Below are 19002 nucleotides of genomic sequence, written 5' to 3' on the forward strand. Positions count from 1 at the left end.
GAATATTTATGAGGAGTTTTCATTTGAAAAATAAAGTATTAGCGTCTTTAAGTTTAGTGTTAGCGATTTTTATCTTTTGTTCAATCTTTTTTTTAGTGCGAGCTAATCGACCGATGTACCGGGCCAAAAAAGAAGCCATTGGGATTGCTGAGGAACTAACGGATTTAAAGAAAGTCGATAAGTTCTACTGGTATACCCGTGAAAAAACTTATTTTACACTGATGGGAACGACGGCTAAAGAAGAGCAAATAATTGTAATCGTACCTCAAGATGGCGAAAAAGTGACTGTTTTAGATCAAAAGAGCGGTCTAAGTGAAAATGACGTCTTAACGAAAATTATTGAAGCGGAAAACCCTAATAAAATTGTTAAGATTAATTTAGGGATGATTGACGACCTACCAACGTGGGAAGTTGTTGCCCAAAATGAAAACAATGGCATGGATTATTACTTAGTAGATTTTGAATCGGGTAAAGTCATCGATATCATTAAAAATGTTTAATATAACCTAAGAAATGAGGGATAGTATGGTATTATCAACGAGAGCTCAGCAATTAGAACCATCAGTCACCTTAGCTGCTTCAGCGAAGGCGAAAGAATTAGCGGCAGCTGGCCATGACATTGTTAGTTTAACTTTAGGTGAACCAGATTTTATGACCCCATCACATATTCGGCAAGCAGCGATTGCCTCCATCGATAATGGCAAAGCTAGTTTTTATACGCCGGCTGCGGGGATTCCAGAATTGCGCCGAGCAGTCATCGAACGAACGAAAAAAGATTATGGCATTGAGTATCAAATGAACCAAGTTGTTGTGACTGACGGTGCCAAATTTGGTCTTTATGCCTTATTTCAAGGGATTTTAAACAAAGGGGATGAAGTGATTATTCCAGTCCCTTATTGGGTGAGTTACGGGGAACAAGTCAAGCTTGCTGAAGGTCAGCCGATCTTCGTGGAAACAGCTCAAAGCAATGATTTTAAAATTACAGTGGAACAATTAGAAGCCGCCTTGACACCGAAAACGAAAGCCTTTATTTTAAATACCCCTTCTAATCCAACTGGTTCGATTTATTCTCGCTCAGAGCTCTTAGCCATTGGCGAATGGGCTGTTGCGAAAAATATTTTGATTATTGCAGATGATATTTACGGTAAACTAGTCTATAATGGTAATGTCTTTACCCCGATTGCTAGTTTATCACCAGCCATTGAAAAGCAAACAATCGTCGTGAATGGGGTGTCGAAAAGTTATTCGATGACCGGTTGGCGCATTGGCTACGTCTTAGGTGATGCTGAAATCATTGGAGCGATTATTGATATTGCTTCCCAAGCCACAAGTAACTGTTCAGCTGTTAGCCAGTATGCGGCTTTAGAAGCCTTAAATGGCAACCAAAGTTCAGTGGAAACGATGCGTCAAGCGTTTGAAGAACGCTTAAATAAAATTTACCCGCAAATGGTAGCATTACCAGGCTTTAAGTTAACAAAACCCCAAGGGGCTTTTTACTTGTTTCCAAATGTTAAAGAAACAATGGACCTTTGTGGCTATTCAGACATTAACGCCTTCGTTGAAGGCTTGTTGATGGAAGCCGGCGTAGCAGTTGTCACCGGCGCTGGCTTTGGAGCACCAGAAAACTTGCGTATTAGTTACGCAACTGATTTAGAGACATTAGAAGAGGCTGTCAGACGGATGGCCGCTTTTATTGATAAAAAACAACAATAATATCTTTTGTAGATAAGTTGAAATGATAGAATGGAGAGACATCAATGGAAAGAATTAGAATCATTGATTCAAAAGATCATGTAGGAGAAACAGTTCAAATTGGAGGCTGGATCGCTAATAAACGCTCAAGTGGAAAAATTGCCTTCTTACAATTAAGAGATGGCTCAGCCTATTTCCAAGGTGTCGTAGTTAAGGCGGAAGTTGCTGAAGAAATCTTTGAAACAGCTAAATCATTAAACCAAGAAACCTCAGTTATTATTACTGGCGAAATCCGTGAGGACACACGCTCAAAATTCGGTTATGAAATTGGCGTTTCCGGGATTGAAGTCGTTGGTGAAAGTCATGAGTACCCAATTACACCAAAAGAGCACGGCACTGATTTCTTAATGGATCACCGTCACTTATGGTTACGTTCAAGCAAACAACATGCGATTATGCAAATCCGTAACGAATTAATTCGCGCAACTTACGAGTTTTTCAATACTCGTGGCTTTATTAAAATTGACCCACCAATCTTAACTAGTAGTGCGCCAGAAGGTACCACTGAATTGTTCAGTACGGACTATTTTGGTCAAGAAGCCTATTTATCACAAACAGGTCAATTATACTTAGAAGCAGCAGCAATGGCTTTTGGAAAAGTATTCTCATTCGGCCCAACATTTAGAGCTGAAAAATCAAAAACCCGCCGTCATTTAACAGAATTTTGGATGATGGAACCAGAGATGGCTTTCGTTGAACATGATGAAAGTTTAGAAATTCAAGAACAATACGTGGCCTTTATGGTCCAAGCTTGTTTAGATAACTGTGATTACGCTTTAGACGTTTTAGGACGTGACAAAGAGCTATTAAAATCTTACACTGAGTTGCCATTCCCACGTATTTCCTACGATGATGCGGTGACTTTATTACAAGAGAACGGCTTTGACGATGTTAAATGGGGAGATGACTTTGGATCACCACATGAAACCTTTATTGCGAATAACTTTAATAAACCAGTTTTCATTTTAAACTATCCAAAATCAATGAGCCCATTTTACATGAAGCCTCATCCAGATCGTGATGATGTTGTGATTCGTGCCGATTTAATCGCCCCTGAAGGTTACGGCGAAATTATCGGTGGTAGTGAACGTGCTGTTGGTTACGACTACGTCCTTGATCAAATCGAGAAAGACGGTCTAAATGAAGCAGATTACGCTTGGTATTTAGATTTACAAAAATACGGAGCAGTTCCTCACTCTGGTTTTGGTTTAGGTCTAGAACGCACAGTGACATGGATTTCTGGCACAGAACATGTCCGTGAAGCTAGTCCATTCCCACGTTTATTACACAGAATTTACCCATAAAAATAAAAAAACCAACTTCTTTTAAAGAAGTTGGTTTTTTGTTTTAAAGACTAGTCACTGCAAAATAACGATTTTCATTGTCAGCGAAGTTAAAAACCAATTTGTCGCCTCGTTGGCTTAACTCACTTACAAAATAGTCACTAGTAGCCATTTTGCCGTGGAGTCCGTGAATATCTTCGGTTGTCAGTAACAAAGAAGGAGGCGCTAAGCTAACTTCTGGCGAGAATTTTTGAATAAAGTCACTGGCGAATAACTGTAAATTAAATCCTTGTCCTGTAGATAAAACAATCGACGGGTAGCCTTCAATTTCTAGTTCTTGGATTACTTCAAACTCTAAATAAGTTTGCCAAAAAGTGGCGGTGGCTTTAACGTTAGTCACGTAAAGCATGATGGTTATTTCTTTAATCATCAGTCAGCTCCTTAAGTTGATAACTTTAATTTAGCTAAAAAAAATAAAAAAGTAAACACTTTTGCTTAGATCATTATCAAAAAAGCCGCTGAGTAATCTCAGCAGCGGTGACATATTAGTAGATGTTATGACTTAATAAAGTAAAGAGGCCTAACAATAAATAAAAAACAAACGGCAACAAAATGATCAGTAAGGCGACCCCATTTAAGAGGCGATTATTTTTTTTGATAATTTCAGAAGTTGAGAGCAGTAGCACCGTTGCGCTAAAGAGTAACTGAAACAAGCCGACTTGAGGGGCCATCAGTGACCAAGAACAAATGAAAAGTCCGAGAGAACTAAAGGCGAAACTCAATGATGTCAAGGTTGTCAGCGAATAGTTTGATTTTTGAGTAGCTAGTAACATACTAACACATCCTTTAGATTTAATAATTTAAGTATACGATAAGGACAGTCAGAAAACTATCCGTCTTAAGACTTATTTCCTAATGACAAGGGGGAAGTCTTTAACGTTGACAGTTGTAATCGCAAGGTGTAAACTTAAGTTGAATTCAAGTAGGACAGACAGGAGGGATCTAATGACGAAGGAACAGGATGTAAAAATCAGTGATGCAGAGTGGGAAGTCATGCGAGTCATTTGGACGAAAGGTTATTCAACTAGCCCTGAAATTATCAAAGTGTTAGAAAAGAAAATGAGTTGGAAACCAGCAACGATTAAAACGTTGATTGGTCGCTTAGTTAAAAAAAATATGTTAAGTACGGAGAGCTCAGGGAACAAATTTATTTATCGCCCGCTAGTCTCGGAAGCTAGAACTGTTCGCAGTGCTACAGAAACCTTATTTACACATATTTGTGCGCAAAAAGTTGGCCAAACAATTGCGGATTTAATAATGGAAGCAGAATTAACAAAGGCTGATTTAGACTTAATTATTCAGACTGCTCAAGCTAAGATGGGGGAGGCAGTTAGTTCGATTCCGTGCAATTGCATACCAGGTCAATGTCAGTGCGCCGAACATAAAAAATAGAAATGAGAGTGTTATTATGAAAAAGGAATTTAATGTTACCGGAATGTCGTGTCAAAACTGTGTCAATCACGTTGAAAAAGGCGTCGCTAGTCTCAGTGGTGTCGCAAAAGTTAAAGTCAACTTAAAGAAAGGCCGGGCAATCGTTAAGTACGATGATTCGGTTATCTCTGATTCGGAGATTATTGCTAAAATTAAAGACGTTGGTTATGAAGCTGTGGAAGCTTAGACTGGCTGTTTCCGTTAACGGGTGAGGTTGGCTTCCTGAATCTTCTTAATTATTTCAGTTAATAGTAATTAAAAGCGCTAAAGTTGTTTTCTTTATCGCTTTTTTGCGTGTTATGTATTATCATTATTACTGACGTTTCAAGCTAAAAGGATATAAGGCACTCTGTCATGCAGACGGTAAGAGTTTAAAGGAGGTCAAATAAAAATGAGATACAAGTTAACTAAGCCTTATCAACGGATATTTGATTTATTAAATATCTTATTAGATGCTAACAGCCCCTTATCAAAATTTGAAGTTGCGGAAGAAATTCATTGTTCTCGCCCAACCCTAGACCGGACAATCATCGATACTAATATATTAATTAAGGAATTTAGTCAAATAGAATTCACTAATGAAGGCTTATTTTTAGCTAAATCAGGGTATTTAAACAAACGCCAAGTCCGCTCCCTTATTAGTAACGAAACTTTTGTCGTGCAATTTTTAACTGATTTACTTTTTGGCAAGTTCAATAAAGTCGAAGAATGGTCAGAAGCTAAATTTCATAGCCCCTCAGTCATTTACCGTAAAGTTAAAAATTTAGAGTTCTTTTTAGGACGAATTGGTATCACTTTAGTCAATGACGAATCAGGCTTAATGTTAAAAGGCGATAGCTGGCGCATTCGCTATTTATATTTTCAAATTTTTAAAGAAAAAGCGATTATTGATGATCATTGGCCCTTTAAAGACTTTGAATATCACGTATTACTCAAATTTGTTAAGGCAGTCTGTGCTGAGTTAGAAGTGCGGGTAAGTCCTATTGTGGAGTATTTTTTCAGCTTAATGACCGCTATTCATCTAGTTGTTTCTAAGAGTGCCTATACAGAAGAAATCATAAAGAACGAGCGCTACTTACTTTTATTAAATAATCATAACTTTCAACAGCCTTTAAAAGAACTTGAAGCTCATATTGGTGGCCACTTTACAGAAGAAGAAAAAGCCATGCTTATTAGTTCAATTGAATTATTTCCAGTGACTTATGAAACTGAGGCAGCCATGCATCGTCGCGTTGTTCACTCCACATTAAGTGATCACCTGATGTATCACTTAGCGTTTCAAGTCTATCAAATTTTTCACCCAAGAGAAAAGGATCTCACTAAATTTGTTCAATACTTAGATATTTTCACCTCACTTGAAATGTTAAACGATTTTCAAGTCATTAATTTTGACGGTGCCCAAAGTCAACCACTACGCTTAGAGAGAAGTCGTCAAACAGAAATATTTATGAGTAAAATCCTTCAAGTGGAAGAAAAAATGAAATCATTGCCGTATTATGGTAGTTATGACACTAATCGGGCTTTAATTCAACAAAAACTCTATTTTTTATTTCAAACATATGCTTTTATGCCGAATATAGAACCTCTTTCCGTGACAATTGTTTCTCAAGAAGGTCACTTAAAAGAAAAATATTACAAACATCGTTTAATTGATAATTTTTTTAGTGAACGAATCAGAACGATTGATTCCCAACTTGTTCATGAACAAGACTTGTGGAACGAAGTTGATTTGATTTTAACGGATTATACATTATCAAGCTTTCAAAAAGCCAAAACAATTTATTATTTAGATAATGATTTGACAACGAATGATATTCAAAAAATTGATGAACTTGTGACGCGCCTAGAAAAAGCCCGTCTAAAAAATTATTAAAAGTAAATGTGAGTTTTATGTGATAAAATAAATAATAAAAGAGGAGTGGTAGTCATGGAAGAATTTACAGGAAGTTTCAATCGACAATTAAGTCGTATCACACCGTCGCCAATTAGAGACTTTGACGAAAAATGTTCGAGCATCGAGGGAATTATTAAGTTAACTTTAGGTGAACCGGATTTTAATACACCGGAACATGTTAAAGCAGCGGGGATCCAAGCGATTCAAAATAATTATTCCCGTTACACGCCTAATGCGGGAGAACTTAAGTTACGGCAAGCCGTTAGTGCTTTTTTTCAAGAAAAGTACAACGTGTCTTATCGAGCTGAAGATGAAATCATTGTAACTGTTGGAGCAACGGAAGCTTATTCAGCTAGTTTACTAGCGATCTTAAATCCTGGTGATAAAGTTTTAATCCCAACACCGACCTTTCCAGGTTACGAGCCAGTCGTGACACTAGCAGGTGCTGAAGCAGTTCATATCGATACATCTAGCAATGGCTTTGTGTTAAGTCCAGAGATGATTCGTCAAGCAATGTCGACTCACGGTCAAGCCGTTAAAGCAATCATTTTAAACTACCCGAGCAACCCCACGGGAGTCACGTATAATCGTCAAGAAGTCCAAGCAATTGCTGACTGTTTAAAAGAATTTAATATTTTTGTGATTTCTGATGAAATATATAGTGAGCTGACTTATGAAGGCCAACACGTCTCGATTAGCGAATTTATTCCAGAACGAACAATTTTAGTTAGTGGTTTATCGAAATCCCATGCCATGACCGGTTGGCGAGTTGGTTTTATTTTAACCCCGGCAAGCATTGCGAGAGAAATTAGTAAAAGCCATCAATTTATCGTGACAGCTAGTACATCAATTTCTCAATATGCAGCAATTAATGCCTTAACAGAAGGGAAAAATGATGGACAAATCATGAAAGATGCTTATCAAGAGCGGCGAGATTTTGTTTGTGGAGTATTAGCCAAGCTTGAGATGGAAGTCGCACGACCGTCAGGGGCTTTTTATGTCTTTGCGAAGATTCCCGCTAATTTCGAACAAAATTCTTTAGCTTTTTGTGAAGACCTAGCCGTCACTGAGAAGCTAGCGATTGTCCCAGGAAGTGCCTTTGGGCCTGGTGGGGAAGGTTATGTTAGAATTAGCTATGCTGCTAGTCTTGCAACCTTAGAAGAGGCGATGAACCGCCTGACTCGTTTTTTAAAAAACAAATAGCAAAAGAGCCAGCTTGAGAAAATTCTCAAACTGGCTCTTTTTTCCTCTACCATACTTTCCACAAAGTAATCCAGGTAGAGTGGAACTCATATTACGAGTTCTGACGACTCATCGCATGTTAGCAGTATAGCACAGACTGCTTTTATTTACTACAACTATTTATCAAGTCAGTGAATTAGTCAAAAAGTATGCTATAATATAAGACTTAGGGAACGATTCGACTCAAAGGCTGAGCAAGTAAGTCGGGATAACTTTAGGAGTGTTTTTATGAGTGAGATACTTAATTATTTTAATCAAGATTATCAAAAACTTGGTCAAGCAACACGAGCTGAGATTCATGAAAAAGGCTTATGGCATGAAACGTTTCATTGTTGGATTTATACTTACGTTGAAGGGGAGTTGTCGTTGTATTTTCAACAACGGGCTTGCCAGAAAAAAGATTTTCCTAATCAACTAGACATTAGTGCAGCTGGCCATCTATTAGCAACTGAAGGCGTCTCTGATGGCCTCCGGGAAGTGGAAGAAGAATTAGGCTTAGAACTGACTTTCAAGGCATTAGAAAGTCTCGGAGTCTTTCCAATGTCTTATGATTTTCAAGAGTTGAAAGACCGGGAGTTTACGAATATCTTTCTATATGATGGTTCGAATTTAAGTTTCGCTGATTTTTATCTCCAAATAGAAGAAGTTCAAGGCCTCTATCTGTTTCCATTAAAAACCTTAATGGCTTTGTTGACAGAGGAAATCACGTCATGTGAACTAATGGGAATTAGTCAAGAAGGTAGTCAACATATTAATGAAGTAAAAACCTTTAGAAAAAAGGATATTTGTGCTCAATCAATGGCTTATTACCAATTTTTATTCGAAAAACTAAAAAAAAAGCAGTTTAACTGCAATTCTGATTGACTATTTATAAGAGAATAGGTAACCTATTAGTGTTAGTAAAAGTTAGGAGCGACAGAGATGGCTATAGAAAAAACGAATCGAATGAATGCGTTATTTGAGTTTTATTCTACTTTATTAACTGAGAAGCAAATGAATTATGTGGAATTTTATTATGCAGATGACTTTTCTTTAACAGAGATTGCCGATGAATATGGCGTGAGTCGTCAAGCAGTTTATGATAATATTAAACGAACAGAAAAGATTCTTGAAAACTATGAACGGAACTTACATTTATATTCAAATTTTATTATGAGAGAAGATTTATTAAATAAAATTAACGTTCATGTTAAAGATAAATACCCAGAAGATTTAGAATTACAAAAAATGATAAGAGCAATTCAAGAGATTGAGGAATAGGAGATAGTATAATGGCATTTGAGAATTTAACTGATCGTCTGCAAAATGCAATGAGTAAACTTCGTCGTAAGGGGAAAGTGTCAGAGGCAGATGTTAAGGAAATGATGCGGGAAATCCGTTTAGCCTTACTTGAGGCCGATGTTAACTTTAAAGTTGTTAAGGATTTTACTAAACGAGTCAGTGATCGAGCAGTTGGTGTGGAAGTTTTAGAAAGTTTAAGCCCAGCCCAACAAATCGTTAAAATCGTCGATGAAGAATTGACAGAAACTTTAGGAACAGCTGCTGTTCCTTTGAATAAATCACCAAAAATTCCAACGATTATTATGATGTCTGGTTTACAAGGGGCAGGTAAAACAACGTTCGTAGGAAAAATGGCAAATCAACTTAAGAAAACTGAAAACGCCCGACCGTTAATGATCGCAGCCGATGTTTATCGTCCAGCGGCGATTGACCAGTTAAAAGTTTTAGGCCAACAAATTGATGTGCCAGTCTTTGAATTAGGGACTGAGGTTAGTCCTGTTGAGATTGTCCGTCAAGGTTTAGCCCAAGCTCAGGCGAATAAAAATGACTACGTCTTTATTGATACGGCAGGTCGTCTACACATTGACGAAGTCTTAATGGAAGAACTTAAACAAATTAAAGAATTAGCCAATCCAGATGAAATCTTGTTAGTTGTCGATGCGATGACTGGTCAAGACGCTGTCAACGTGGCTGAAAGCTTCAATGCCCAATTAGAAATTACTGGTGTTGTTGTTACTAAATTAGATGGTGACACTCGTGGTGGTGCTGCTCTTTCAATTCGTGCTGTCACAGGTAAACCAATTAAGTTCGTAGGTACCGGTGAAAAATTAACTGATTTAGAAGTCTTCCATCCTGACCGGATGTCTAGTCGAATTTTAGGCATGGGTGACATGTTAACTTTGATTGAAAAAGCTCAAGTTGACTATGATGAAAAGAAAGCCGAAGAACTTGCCACTAAAATGAAAGAAAATACTTTCGATTTTAATGACTTTATCGAGCAATTGGATCAAGTGATGGGGATGGGACCAATCGAAGATCTACTGAAAATGATTCCTGGGATGAGCAACATGCCTGGTTTAGATCAAGTTAAAGTTGATCCAAAGGACGTAGAGCGCAAGAAAGCTATGGTTTATTCAATGACCCCAGCCGAACGTGAAAAACCAGAATTACTAACACCGAGTCGTCGTCGTCGGATTGCAGCTGGTTCAGGTAATAATGTTATCGAAGTTAACCGGATGATTAAACAATTCAACGAATCACGAAAAATGATGCAACAAATGACGAAAGGTCAAATGCCTGCTGGGATGGAGCAAATGCTCGGTTCAGGGATCAAAGGCAAAATGGGTAAAATGGCCATGAATCAGATGGTTAGAAAAAATAAAAAAGCCCGTAAAAAGAAAGCTCGTAAAAAATAAAAGTCAGAAACAGGTTGCCTCAGTTGAGTGACCTGTTTTTTTGTGATTAAATAACTAAAAAACAAGTTGTTTTTAAGGTGCCTTTTTTAGTTAACGTTATAAAATATGAGCATTATAAAAGGCTATTATGAATCTAAATGCTATAATATAACAAATTAGTTATAAAAAGGAGATGGAAAAGATGAGTGGAATTGTTTGGAATTTATTATCAACAGTCATTGGTGGCGCAATTGGTGGAGGCGGTAGTAAAGCTATTAAAAACTTACCAACTAGCATGACAACAAATGCAGCAACTGGGGCGATAGGCGGTTTAATTGCGAGTTTTCTAGGCAGTGGCCAACTTGATTTAGCAAGTCTCTTAACAACAATCGTTGGTGGTGCTGGTGCACCGGCTATTTTAAATATTATTATGAAATCTTTAGTTAAACCTGCAAAATAATTTATCTTCGTAGCTATTTTAACATTTATTATAAAACGTCAAATAACTAATTTTGAGCTATCCTTTGTACCTAAAGTGATGGCTTTTTATTTTCCTAAATGAAGAAAAAGAGCAGAAATAAAACTTTTTTTGCCATGTAAAGAAAAAACACTTTACATCGTTGTGAAAAACTGTTAAACTACTATTTGTAATCAAGTTAATGGAGGTGGAATTATAAATGTCAGTTAAAATTCGTTTAAAACGTATGGGTTCAAAACAAAGCCCTTTTTACCGTATCGTAGTAGCAGATTCGCGTTCTCCTCGTGATGGACGTTTCATCGAAACTGTAGGAACTTACAACCCGTTGAAAGACCCTGCAGAAGTAGTCTTAAAAGAAGAATTAGTTTTAGATTGGTTATCAAAAGGTGCACAACCTTCAGATACAGTCCGTAACATTCTTTCTGTTGAAGGCGTTATGAAAAAACACCACGAAGCAAAATACGTTAAAAAATAAGGTGGGCTGAAAAATGACAGATGTGAAAGAATTGGTTTTAACCATTGTGCGTCCGTTAGTCAGTCAACCAGAAGAGATTAAGTTAGAAATTAGTGAATCAGCTGATTTTCAAGAGTATAACTTAACTGTTCACCCAGAAGATATTGGGCGTATCATCGGCAAACAAGGGCGAGTAGCGAAAGCTATTCGAACGATCGTTTACAGTGTGCGTTTAGAGGGCCAGAAAAAGGTCCGCCTAAACATATTGGATGGAAAATAATAACGTTCGTCTCAGTTCTGAAAAGAATTGAGGCGTTTTTTGATTGTCTAATTAACATTGGAAAGCAATGTGAAAAACTGAGCAATCTGTTATAATCAAAGTATCACAAATAGATAGGGGTAATCATATGAAAAAAGTAAGATTAGGGTTAGTAATAATGGGAGCGCTTTTATTAGTAACCGGTTGTCAGGCAGATGAGAAAAAAGAGGCAGAGGGGTCAACGTCAGAAATTAAGACTGAAGAAAGGGCAGCAGACTCGACGACTGATGGAACTAGTGGTGCTTCTGAAGCAACAACTTTATCAGTTCCAGCGGGGACATTAGCAATTCGTCAGTTGTATACAGCGCCACATGGGGATAAATCTTTTGCTGTCACAACAGTTGTGATGGATGGTGACAAAATCTTACTAGCTGAAATGGATGAATTCCAGTATTTAAATAAAGCTGAGTTTGAAGGCGTACCGAATTCAGATGGTGGTTTCGGTGAAAATTATCCTGAAGGCTTAGTTTTAAGTTCAAAATTAGTGAATGATCAAGCTTACAGTGAGATGATGAAAGAAAAAGGCCAGGCGACTAAAAAGTATTCAGAATCAATGTCAGCTATTATGAACCACGTTAAAGGCAAAACTATTTCTGAGTTAGAAAAACTAGTTGAAACGGATCCTGTGACTGATGTCATTACGGGAGCGACTTTTGCTGATGCTAACGGCTATCTGCAAGCAGTTATTGATACTGCTAAAAACGGGTATGGTTTAGCTGGCCTTAAAAATGACGACACAGAATTAACTTTAAGCCAAGTTTACGGCGCACCACATGGCGACAAATCATTCTCAGTGACTAGCATCGCTAAGGCTGGCGATAAAATCGCTGCTGTTTACACTGATGAGTTTCAATTTCTTGAAGCAGGGGACGTTCTAGGGGTTCCGAATGCCGATGGTGGCTTCGGTGAGAATTTCGCCAAAGGGACTGTCTTAGTCTCTAAAATGACGAATAATCCAGCTTATAGTAAGATGATGACGGAAATGGGGAAAGCCACCCAAGAATATGCAGAGTCGATGACGGCAATTCTAGAATACGCTACAGGTAAAACTGTCAAAGAAATCGAAGAGGATTTAAAAGCCAATGAAGAAATGACCGACGTCGTAACGGGAGCTACTTTCAGTGACACAACAGGTTACGTTAAAGGGATTGTAGAAGCGGCTAAGTAACAAAGACAATAAAAAAAGCAAAGACCGCTAACGGATAATTAGCGGTCTTTTTTAGCTTTATTTTGGTGGAAAGGTAATTTTTGATAATACTGTTGGTGCTGTTCCTTGATACCAAGGCGGATACTAGCTAAAAAGTCGTTTTTTGACTGTGGTGAAAAAGGTTGTGAAGAGACTTGACTATAATAAGCCTGTTCGTAGGTAGTCGTTAAACGTTGTAATGGTTTTTCCCAGTCTGGATTTTTCAAACTTAGCAGCTTAACATAGTCAGCTAAAGTTTGATTCCTTTCCCGGGGAATCAGTCGTTCCAATTGCTTTAACAATCGGTAGTAAGCGTGTTGGAACTCTTTCGGTGGAAACCACTTGTTTCGTAATAATAACCAATACCAGCGGACTAATTCTGACATGACTAAGAAGAATAAAAGGATCACACTTGAAACAGTTAGTAATTGCCACTGATAAGTAGCGAAAAATTGTTTTAAATCAAACTCTTTATTATCAGGAGTCTGTGGGGTGTCAGTGGCACCGGCTTCTGACTCATTTCTGTTAGAGTCACTTTCTTCAGTCGAGTTAGTTGGATTAGCAGGTGTCCCTTCTAGTGTGTCGTTATCATTCGTTGTGGCAAAGATTATGAGCTGCTAATAAGTTCGTTTGTTCGGGGTTATTAAAAGATTTAGTCGGTTCAAAAGGGACCCAGCCAATCCCTTCAAAAAAGACTTCTGGCCAGACGTGAGCATCTTTATTGCGGATTTCATAGGTTTTTAAGCCATTGCTGTCTTCCTGAACTAAAGTTCCTGGCGCAAAGCCCTTGGCCCAACGAGTTGGAATATCAATCGTTCGTAAGAGCACAACCATAGCCGAGGCGAAATGTTCGCAGTAACCAATTAAGGAATCAAATAAAAAGAAATCAACGTAATCGCGATTGTCAGGAACAGACTCAGCATTTTCTAGTGAATAAGTGAACTCACCTTGTAGCTTCAAATAAGTCTCAATCCTTTTAACTCGTTCATAATCGGATTGACTGTCTTTTGTCAGCTCTTCAGCGAGCTCTCTCACCCGTTCAGGTAAGTTCTCAGGTAATTGCGCATAAGCAGCTTCTTCGCCTTGTTTAAAGGCTGAGGCAGCTTGTAAATCGGCAATCGAGTAATCAGGTAGTTGGTAAGAATAATTAACTGTCGAAAAAGCATTGTAATTAAAAAGTTTTGTATTGACTCGCTGAGTACTAGGAACATAGGTGATTTCAGGAAAGCCTAGAGATGTTTCGGAATTTAAAACATCCCAAGTCACTTTACCATAAGGCAGAGGTAAATAAGGAATGCTTCTTTCCGGAGAAATTTCAACCTTTAAGGAATCTTCTAAATAGTTCGTATAAGTATCCCCTAAGATCAAAGGCGATTCCGTCATAGTGAGGCTAGAATAGTTAGTATTACTCCAACCAGAACCGGAATAAAGGTTTTTCGAGTCGACTCGCCAGTAATGGCTTTCACTTTGTTTAGCAGTGAAAACTAAGCTCTCATCAGGAATTATTGGGCCACCTAAGGTTGAGTCGTCTTCACCAAAACCAGTTTGGCCAATGGAACCTCCCCGGCCTCGTCGTAAAATCCCGTAAAAGTCTTTTGCTTGGAGGTCACGGCGGAGCTGGTTCGTTTCTTTGAGGACTTTAGTATGGAGGGCAGTCTGTTTAACTGGAATCCACCAAGCCAAAGTGGCAATCACTATGAGGGATATTAGACTAATGCTACTTTTTAATAAAAAGTTTTTAAGCGGCAAGTCTTGCATTTGTTCTAAGTAAGCAAAAAATAAGGCAGCCCCAATTAAAGTAATCAGCTGGGGTGTCACATTAGTATAATTGACAGCGGCTAAAGTTAACAAGTAGCCTAAAGAAAAGAAAAAAGCCGTTAGCCAATGGTGATAATTAATAGCAAGTCGTAAAAATAATAAGCTAATACTCAAAAAAATCAGGAGTGCTAATAGTTCTGGAAAATAACTAGCGTTGCCATTAATCACTTGTGAAATGTTATTTTTTAGTTCGTTAGCTAAACTTTGAAACCAATTTTTAGCCACTTGGTTACTAAAAGGGAAATAGTAATACACGGTGATAAAAAAGCTACATAAAAGTAAGGGCACCGTTAGCCACTTTTTCCGGAAAATAGTTAAGGTCAAAGCAACAATGATAATAAAGCTATAATAGGGCCAAGGGGAGTCTAAGCCGTTTGCTTCAGTAAAGGGTCCCACGATAGTCAAGAGCATCAGACTAGCTAAGAAACTATGACTTGCTTTCAGAATAAAGTCTTTAAACATTGACGTGCTCCTTTCTATTAGGAATAATACAGATCGATTTTCTGCTGAGGACGGACTAAGATGACAAAAATGTTCTGCTCCGTATTGTCTAAGAGCTCTTCTAAATAGTTCGTCATGTCTGTTGTGAAAATCACTAGTTGATTTTTCTCAGGGAGACTGGCTAATAAGCTAGTTAAAGCTTGAACTTCGTCAGTGATTGGCCGGACTTCAGCGAAATTAAGTAAGGTAGGGTCAGAAATTAGTTTGTTTTTATCAGTCACTAACTTCACCGACGAACAAGCTAAGGCTTCTTGGTACGTTTGTTGAAAGTCATAAAAAGCCCCTAAAGTCGTTTCGAAATTTGGGTTAGCGAGACCATAAAAAGCGAGACTAATCGCGTTTTTTAGTTCTTTTTCAACTTCTTTTACAATGTAAGTTTGTTTCTTGGCTGAGAGTTTCCAATCAATGCCGTGATAGTCTTCGCCATCCCGGAAAGGTTTGAAGGCTTTAAGTTGAAAATTATCCATATGGTCAGCTATTAATAATTTTTTGGAAGCTGTTGAAAGTCGCTGATAAATTTTTTCTGCCAAGACGCCTTGTTCTTTAGGTAGGACGACAATGTGAGTATCTAATTGAATGAAGCGCTGATGCTTTAATAAACCAAAATAATCAGTCACTGTCAGCTGAATGAGTGGGTTTGGATACGTCCCCCGAGGTAAAAAAGCTAAGTCCCATTGGCAAGCGTGATTAGCGTAAGTCACTCGATAAGTGTCACCAGCAATCAGTAAGTCTCCAGTCAGTTGAACAAGTGAAGATAAGGCTTGATATTTATAAGATAATTCAAGTATTAACGGTTCCTTTGAGCCTTTCGTAAAAATGATTTCTTTTGAAGATTTAGGGATAAGTTGTTTCAAAGGTAGGAAAATAATCAGGGTGGAAGAAAGTAACAGTACTAGAAAGAAATAAAAAGTCAGCCAAAAAATTAACTGATTAAAAATACTAGCTAGACTTAACAAGGCAATCAAAAATAAGAGCCAGAGAAGATTATTGATCAGAGCGCCTTTTTTTTGTTTTATTTTCATTAGCTAGTCCCTCACTGGTATCGGGACAGAAGCTTGGACATCAGCTAGAATTTTTTCAATGGCATTGGGCTGCTGTTTGTAGTTGTTTGCTAAAATCAGGCGATGACCAAAGACTGGCAAAATTAATTTTACGAAATCATCAGGTAAACAATAATCTCGGCCTTCTGTAACGGCTAAAGCTTTAGCAACTTGTAAAAAGGCCATTGAGCCTCGTGGGCTAATGCCTAGCTTAATTTTAGGATGAGTCCGAGTTTTATGAACGAGAGTTAGTGCATAGTCGATTAAGACCGGACTGACGTAAACTTCAGTCACAGCTCGTTTCAACGCTCTAATTTCCGTTTTTTCTAATAAGGGGTGGACTTTAGCTAAGCGTGCTTGGCGATTTTCTTTAGTTAATAATTCTTTTTCCTCTTCAAATGTAGGATAACCGATTTTTAGATTAAGTAAAAAGCGATCTAACTGAGCTTCAGGTAGAGGATAAGTCCCTTCGTAATCGAAGGGGTTTTGGGTTGCTAAAACAAAAAAGTTGGGACTTAAAGGGTAAGTTTTACCATCAATCGTCAACTGTTTTTCAGACATTGCTTCGAGTAAAGCCGCTTGGGAACGAGGGGTTGTCCGGTTGATTTCATCGGCAATTAAAATATCAGTAAAAATAGGCCCTGGATGAAAATCAAACTGTTGTTGCTGATCGTTAAAAATCGAGACACCTAAAATATCACTAGGTAATAAATCCGGAGTAAACTGAATGCGAGTGTAAGCAGCTTGTACCGCTTTAGCAAAAGTTTTAACCAGCATTGTTTTACCAACACCAGGAATATCTTCAAAGAGAATATGGCCGTCAGCTAAAAAAGCTGCGACGGTTAGTTTGATTGTGTCACGTTTGCCGATAATCACGGTTTCAATTTCATTAATTAATAAATCAATTTTATTTTTATTAGATAACTGTTTAATATTTTCCAAGTCAACGCCTCCATCAATTAATAATACTTCCTATTTTAAAGGTTAAGTTAGTGAACTACAAACCATAAGGGTTAAATTATCAGAATATTAAGGAAAGAAGGGCTGGAAATATTCTTGACAGTTGCCTAGATTTACTATAAATTTAAATGAGCTTTATTAAAAGGAGTTATTTAGATGGAAATTTCAACAATCGAGGAGTTATACAAAGTCTTGCGCCGTCGGAAAAGGGACTATCTTTTTTCAGGACCGGTCTTAGACCGCTTGAGTTATTTAAATCAACAAACACTGAATCAAAAAGAAGAAATGATGTGGTATTTAGGCGGACCCATCTATTGGTGGATCAATCAACGAGCCCGCAAGAAAAGTGATTTAAAATTCGGGATTTCAAAAATCGAACGAAAAATAATCCATATTATAAGTAATTACGAAGTTACTCTAAAAAATGAACAGTGCTATTTAGTCGAGAAAGAATCGTTAACTAATGATTAATCTAGTAAGTTTCCCTTAGCAATGTTACAATATGTAATGAATTTAAGGGATTTCCCTGAGAAAAAGGAGCTAAATCATGATAGATTATTATAATGTTGGCAAAATAGTAAATACCCAAGGCATTAAAGGTGAAGTTCGCGTCATTTCAACAACGGATTTTGCAGAAGAGCGCTATAAAAAAGGACAAGTCTTACACTTGTTCCAAGATAAGAAACAACCTGTAGCCTTAACAATTCGTTCTCATCGCAAACATAAGAATTTTGACATCGTTGCTTTTGAAGATCACCCAAATATTAACGACGTTGAAAAATACCGAGACGGCATTTTAAAAGTGACTGGTGAGCATTTAACAGAATTACCAGATAATGAGTTTTATTACCATGAAATCGTTGGTTTAGTAGTCTTTGATGAAAATGGCGTTGAAATGGGAAAAATCAAAGAGATTTTGTCGCCAGGCGCAAATGATGTCTGGGTTGTCCAAAGACCTGGCAAGAAAGATGCCTTAATTCCCTACATTGAATCGGTTGTTAAGAAGATTGATTTAGCTAATAAAGCCGTTCACGTAGAAATTCCAGAGGGGTTATTAGACGATGAGAATTGATGTCTTAACTCTTTTTCCGAAGATGTTTACTGGACCTCTGACAGAATCGATTTTAGGGAAGGCGATTGCGAAAGAAATCGTCGATGTCCACTTGACTGACTTTAGAGATTTTTCAGATAACAAGCATCAGCAAGTTGATGACTATCCATACGGTGGTGGAGCTGGCATGTTGTTAAAAGCACAACCAATCTATGCCTCTTTAGCTAATATTGCAGAAGCTAGCCCTAAAACTAAAAAACGAATTGTGCTGCTAGACCCAGCTGGTAAAAAGTTTGATCAAAAAATGGCAGAAGAATTTGCTGAAGAAGAGCATTTAATTTTTATTTGTGGTCACTATGAAGGTTATGATGAACGGATTCGAAGTTTCGTGACTGATGAAGTCTCTTTAGGTGACTATGTGTTAACTGGCGGTGAGCTTGGGGCAATGGTGATGATTGATGCAACGGTCCGTTTATTACCAGACGTCCTAGGGAATGATGAATCAGCTAAAGGTGACTCTCATTCTACAGGGTTATTAGAACATCCTCAATATACCCGACCAGCTGAATACTTAGGAATGGAAGTGCCTGAAGTTATTCGAAATGGCAATCATAAATTAATTGCTGAGTGGCAACTAAAAGAGTCTTTGCGCCGAACGTATTTACGCCGACCAGAGATGTTAACTAAAGTTGCAATGACAGCTGAGATGGAAAAACTATTAGCTGAAGTCATTGCTGAAGAAAAGACTAATAAGTCAGAGATGTAAAGAATTTCAGCTTTACAAGTAGTTAAGCCTGTGTTAAACTATTTGAGTGAGTGCAAAAGCACTTAACTATTACGATATTCCGCTGTGAAGAA

Annotated in this window: 23 protein-coding genes; 17 read left to right on the forward strand and 6 right to left on the reverse strand. The window is 37.7% G+C overall.

What is annotated here, in order from left to right:
* The first annotated feature begins 23 nt into the window (after positions 1 to 23).
* Genes CBF35_RS07520 through asnS form a run of 3 tightly spaced genes read left to right on the forward strand, consistent with a single transcriptional unit; the run spans position 24 to position 3056 of the window.
* Positions 24 to 500 carry a cell wall elongation regulator TseB-like domain-containing protein gene (locus CBF35_RS07520; RefSeq protein ID WP_126779703.1) on the forward strand — a complete coding sequence of 159 codons (477 nt, stop codon included), beginning with the start codon at positions 24 to 26 and terminating at the stop codon, positions 498 to 500.
* A gap of 25 nt (positions 501 to 525) precedes the next feature.
* Positions 526 to 1713 carry a pyridoxal phosphate-dependent aminotransferase gene (locus tag CBF35_RS07525; RefSeq protein WP_126779705.1) on the forward strand — a complete coding sequence of 396 codons (1188 nt, stop codon included), beginning with the start codon at positions 526 to 528 and terminating at the stop codon, positions 1711 to 1713.
* Positions 1714 to 1757: 44 nt separating this feature from the next.
* The gene (gene asnS / locus CBF35_RS07530) at positions 1758 to 3056 is read left to right on the forward strand and encodes an asparagine--tRNA ligase (RefSeq protein WP_126779707.1); all 1299 of its coding nucleotides are present in this window, start codon (positions 1758 to 1760) and stop codon (positions 3054 to 3056) included.
* A 43-nt stretch (positions 3057 to 3099) separates the two neighbouring features.
* On the opposite strand, the gene CBF35_RS07535 is transcribed toward asnS, so the two are convergent.
* Both CBF35_RS07535 and CBF35_RS07540 read right to left on the reverse strand, forming a co-directional pair.
* Positions 3100 to 3465: a VOC family protein gene (locus CBF35_RS07535; protein WP_126779709.1), complete on the reverse strand. Its 366-nt coding sequence runs from the start codon at positions 3463 to 3465 to the stop codon at positions 3100 to 3102.
* Between the two features lie 115 nt (positions 3466 to 3580).
* Positions 3581 to 3868: a hypothetical protein gene (locus CBF35_RS07540; RefSeq protein ID WP_126779712.1), complete on the reverse strand. Its 288-nt coding sequence runs from the start codon at positions 3866 to 3868 to the stop codon at positions 3581 to 3583.
* A gap of 172 nt (positions 3869 to 4040) precedes the next feature.
* Here CBF35_RS07540 and CBF35_RS07545 point away from each other — a divergent pair, with 172 nt between their 5' ends.
* The 11 genes from CBF35_RS07545 to CBF35_RS07600 all read left to right on the forward strand — a co-directional run bounded on the left by CBF35_RS07545 (position 4041) and on the right by CBF35_RS07600 (position 12756).
* A complete protein-coding gene (locus tag CBF35_RS07545; protein WP_126779714.1) occupies positions 4041 to 4487 on the forward strand; it encodes a CopY/TcrY family copper transport repressor in 447 nt (148 codons plus the stop codon).
* Between the two features lie 16 nt (positions 4488 to 4503).
* Entirely contained in the window at positions 4504 to 4713 is a 210-nt protein-coding gene (gene copZ, locus CBF35_RS07550; RefSeq protein ID WP_126779716.1) for a copper chaperone CopZ, read from the forward strand.
* A gap of 204 nt (positions 4714 to 4917) precedes the next feature.
* On the forward strand, positions 4918 to 6399 hold the full coding sequence (locus tag CBF35_RS07555) for an AcpB/EbpR/MafR family transcriptional regulator (protein ID WP_126779718.1): 1482 nt from the start codon (positions 4918 to 4920) through the stop codon (positions 6397 to 6399).
* A 54-nt stretch (positions 6400 to 6453) separates the two neighbouring features.
* Positions 6454 to 7623: a pyridoxal phosphate-dependent aminotransferase gene (locus CBF35_RS07560; RefSeq protein ID WP_126779720.1), complete on the forward strand. Its 1170-nt coding sequence runs from the start codon at positions 6454 to 6456 to the stop codon at positions 7621 to 7623.
* Positions 7624 to 7890: 267 nt separating this feature from the next.
* A complete protein-coding gene (locus tag CBF35_RS07565) occupies positions 7891 to 8526 on the forward strand; it encodes an NUDIX hydrolase (RefSeq protein WP_126779722.1) in 636 nt (211 codons plus the stop codon).
* 57 nt (positions 8527 to 8583) lie between these two features.
* Positions 8584 to 8922 (forward strand): putative DNA-binding protein, encoded by a 339-nt coding sequence (locus tag CBF35_RS07570; protein WP_126779724.1) that lies wholly within the window; start codon positions 8584 to 8586, stop codon positions 8920 to 8922.
* 11 nt (positions 8923 to 8933) lie between these two features.
* Positions 8934 to 10358 (forward strand): signal recognition particle protein, encoded by a 1425-nt coding sequence (ffh, locus tag CBF35_RS07575; RefSeq protein WP_126779726.1) that lies wholly within the window; start codon positions 8934 to 8936, stop codon positions 10356 to 10358.
* A 181-nt stretch (positions 10359 to 10539) separates the two neighbouring features.
* A complete protein-coding gene (locus tag CBF35_RS07580) occupies positions 10540 to 10797 on the forward strand; it encodes a hypothetical protein (protein WP_126779728.1) in 258 nt (85 codons plus the stop codon).
* Positions 10798 to 11014: 217 nt separating this feature from the next.
* Positions 11015 to 11290: a 30S ribosomal protein S16 gene (gene rpsP / locus CBF35_RS07590; RefSeq protein WP_126779730.1), complete on the forward strand. Its 276-nt coding sequence runs from the start codon at positions 11015 to 11017 to the stop codon at positions 11288 to 11290.
* 13 nt (positions 11291 to 11303) lie between these two features.
* The gene (locus CBF35_RS07595; RefSeq protein WP_126779732.1) at positions 11304 to 11549 is read left to right on the forward strand and encodes a KH domain-containing protein; all 246 of its coding nucleotides are present in this window, start codon (positions 11304 to 11306) and stop codon (positions 11547 to 11549) included.
* A 127-nt stretch (positions 11550 to 11676) separates the two neighbouring features.
* On the forward strand, positions 11677 to 12756 hold the full coding sequence (locus CBF35_RS07600) for a peptidoglycan-binding protein (protein WP_126779734.1): 1080 nt from the start codon (positions 11677 to 11679) through the stop codon (positions 12754 to 12756).
* 38 nt (positions 12757 to 12794) lie between these two features.
* On the opposite strand, the gene CBF35_RS07605 is transcribed toward CBF35_RS07600, so the two are convergent.
* From CBF35_RS07605 to CBF35_RS07620, 4 genes are all read right to left on the reverse strand, one after another.
* Entirely contained in the window at positions 12795 to 13184 is a 390-nt protein-coding gene (locus CBF35_RS07605; RefSeq protein WP_148112180.1) for a DUF4129 domain-containing protein, read from the reverse strand.
* Between the two features lie 178 nt (positions 13185 to 13362).
* Positions 13363 to 15054 (reverse strand): transglutaminase-like domain-containing protein, encoded by a 1692-nt coding sequence (locus CBF35_RS07610; RefSeq protein WP_126779738.1) that lies wholly within the window; start codon positions 15052 to 15054, stop codon positions 13363 to 13365.
* Between the two features lie 17 nt (positions 15055 to 15071).
* A complete protein-coding gene (locus CBF35_RS07615) occupies positions 15072 to 16115 on the reverse strand; it encodes a DUF58 domain-containing protein (protein WP_126779740.1) in 1044 nt (347 codons plus the stop codon).
* 3 nt (positions 16116 to 16118) lie between these two features.
* Entirely contained in the window at positions 16119 to 17075 is a 957-nt protein-coding gene (locus CBF35_RS07620) for an AAA family ATPase (RefSeq protein WP_244922579.1), read from the reverse strand.
* 174 nt (positions 17076 to 17249) lie between these two features.
* Between CBF35_RS07620 and CBF35_RS07625 the strand changes: the two genes are divergently transcribed.
* The 3 genes from CBF35_RS07625 (at position 17250) to trmD (ending at position 18910) form a co-directional block, all read left to right on the forward strand.
* On the forward strand, positions 17250 to 17564 hold the full coding sequence (locus tag CBF35_RS07625) for a hypothetical protein (RefSeq protein WP_126779743.1): 315 nt from the start codon (positions 17250 to 17252) through the stop codon (positions 17562 to 17564).
* Between the two features lie 76 nt (positions 17565 to 17640).
* Positions 17641 to 18165: a ribosome maturation factor RimM gene (rimM, locus tag CBF35_RS07630; protein ID WP_126779745.1), complete on the forward strand. Its 525-nt coding sequence runs from the start codon at positions 17641 to 17643 to the stop codon at positions 18163 to 18165.
* A complete protein-coding gene (gene trmD, locus CBF35_RS07635) occupies positions 18155 to 18910 on the forward strand; it encodes a tRNA (guanosine(37)-N1)-methyltransferase TrmD (RefSeq protein ID WP_126779747.1) in 756 nt (251 codons plus the stop codon). Before rimM ends, trmD begins: the two co-directional genes overlap by 11 nt.
* Positions 18911 to 19002: the final 92 nt, after the last annotated feature.

Source organism: Vagococcus salmoninarum (assembly GCF_003987495.1).
GTDB lineage: Bacteria > Bacillota > Bacilli > Lactobacillales > Vagococcaceae > Vagococcus_D > Vagococcus_D salmoninarum.

What these genes read in the sequence shown, in the direction of transcription:
- CBF35_RS07610 (WP_126779738.1), bottom strand. Translation starts at nt 15,054, where the DNA reads ATGTTTAAAGACTTTATTCTGAAAGCAAGTCATAGTTTCTTAGCTAGT.
- CBF35_RS07560 (WP_126779720.1), top strand. Translation starts at nt 6,454, where the DNA reads ATGGAAGAATTTACAGGAAGTTTCAATCGACAATTAAGTCGTATCACA.
- CBF35_RS07580 (WP_126779728.1), top strand. Translation starts at nt 10,540, where the DNA reads ATGAGTGGAATTGTTTGGAATTTATTATCAACAGTCATTGGTGGCGCA.
- asnS (WP_126779707.1), top strand. Translation starts at nt 1,758, where the DNA reads ATGGAAAGAATTAGAATCATTGATTCAAAAGATCATGTAGGAGAAACA.
- rimM (WP_126779745.1), top strand. Translation starts at nt 17,641, where the DNA reads ATGATAGATTATTATAATGTTGGCAAAATAGTAAATACCCAAGGCATT.
- CBF35_RS07555 (WP_126779718.1), top strand. Translation starts at nt 4,918, where the DNA reads ATGAGATACAAGTTAACTAAGCCTTATCAACGGATATTTGATTTATTA.
- CBF35_RS07545 (WP_126779714.1), top strand. Translation starts at nt 4,041, where the DNA reads ATGACGAAGGAACAGGATGTAAAAATCAGTGATGCAGAGTGGGAAGTC.
- trmD (WP_126779747.1), top strand. Translation starts at nt 18,155, where the DNA reads ATGAGAATTGATGTCTTAACTCTTTTTCCGAAGATGTTTACTGGACCT.
- CBF35_RS07535 (WP_126779709.1), bottom strand. Translation starts at nt 3,465, where the DNA reads ATGATTAAAGAAATAACCATCATGCTTTACGTGACTAACGTTAAAGCC.
- CBF35_RS07625 (WP_126779743.1), top strand. Translation starts at nt 17,250, where the DNA reads ATGGAAATTTCAACAATCGAGGAGTTATACAAAGTCTTGCGCCGTCGG.
- copZ (WP_126779716.1), top strand. Translation starts at nt 4,504, where the DNA reads ATGAAAAAGGAATTTAATGTTACCGGAATGTCGTGTCAAAACTGTGTC.
- CBF35_RS07600 (WP_126779734.1), top strand. Translation starts at nt 11,677, where the DNA reads ATGAAAAAAGTAAGATTAGGGTTAGTAATAATGGGAGCGCTTTTATTA.
- CBF35_RS07595 (WP_126779732.1), top strand. Translation starts at nt 11,304, where the DNA reads ATGACAGATGTGAAAGAATTGGTTTTAACCATTGTGCGTCCGTTAGTC.
- CBF35_RS07565 (WP_126779722.1), top strand. Translation starts at nt 7,891, where the DNA reads ATGAGTGAGATACTTAATTATTTTAATCAAGATTATCAAAAACTTGGT.
- CBF35_RS07540 (WP_126779712.1), bottom strand. Translation starts at nt 3,868, where the DNA reads ATGTTACTAGCTACTCAAAAATCAAACTATTCGCTGACAACCTTGACA.
- CBF35_RS07615 (WP_126779740.1), bottom strand. Translation starts at nt 16,115, where the DNA reads ATGAAAATAAAACAAAAAAAAGGCGCTCTGATCAATAATCTTCTCTGG.
- rpsP (WP_126779730.1), top strand. Translation starts at nt 11,015, where the DNA reads ATGTCAGTTAAAATTCGTTTAAAACGTATGGGTTCAAAACAAAGCCCT.
- CBF35_RS07570 (WP_126779724.1), top strand. Translation starts at nt 8,584, where the DNA reads ATGGCTATAGAAAAAACGAATCGAATGAATGCGTTATTTGAGTTTTAT.
- ffh (WP_126779726.1), top strand. Translation starts at nt 8,934, where the DNA reads ATGGCATTTGAGAATTTAACTGATCGTCTGCAAAATGCAATGAGTAAA.
- CBF35_RS07525 (WP_126779705.1), top strand. Translation starts at nt 526, where the DNA reads ATGGTATTATCAACGAGAGCTCAGCAATTAGAACCATCAGTCACCTTA.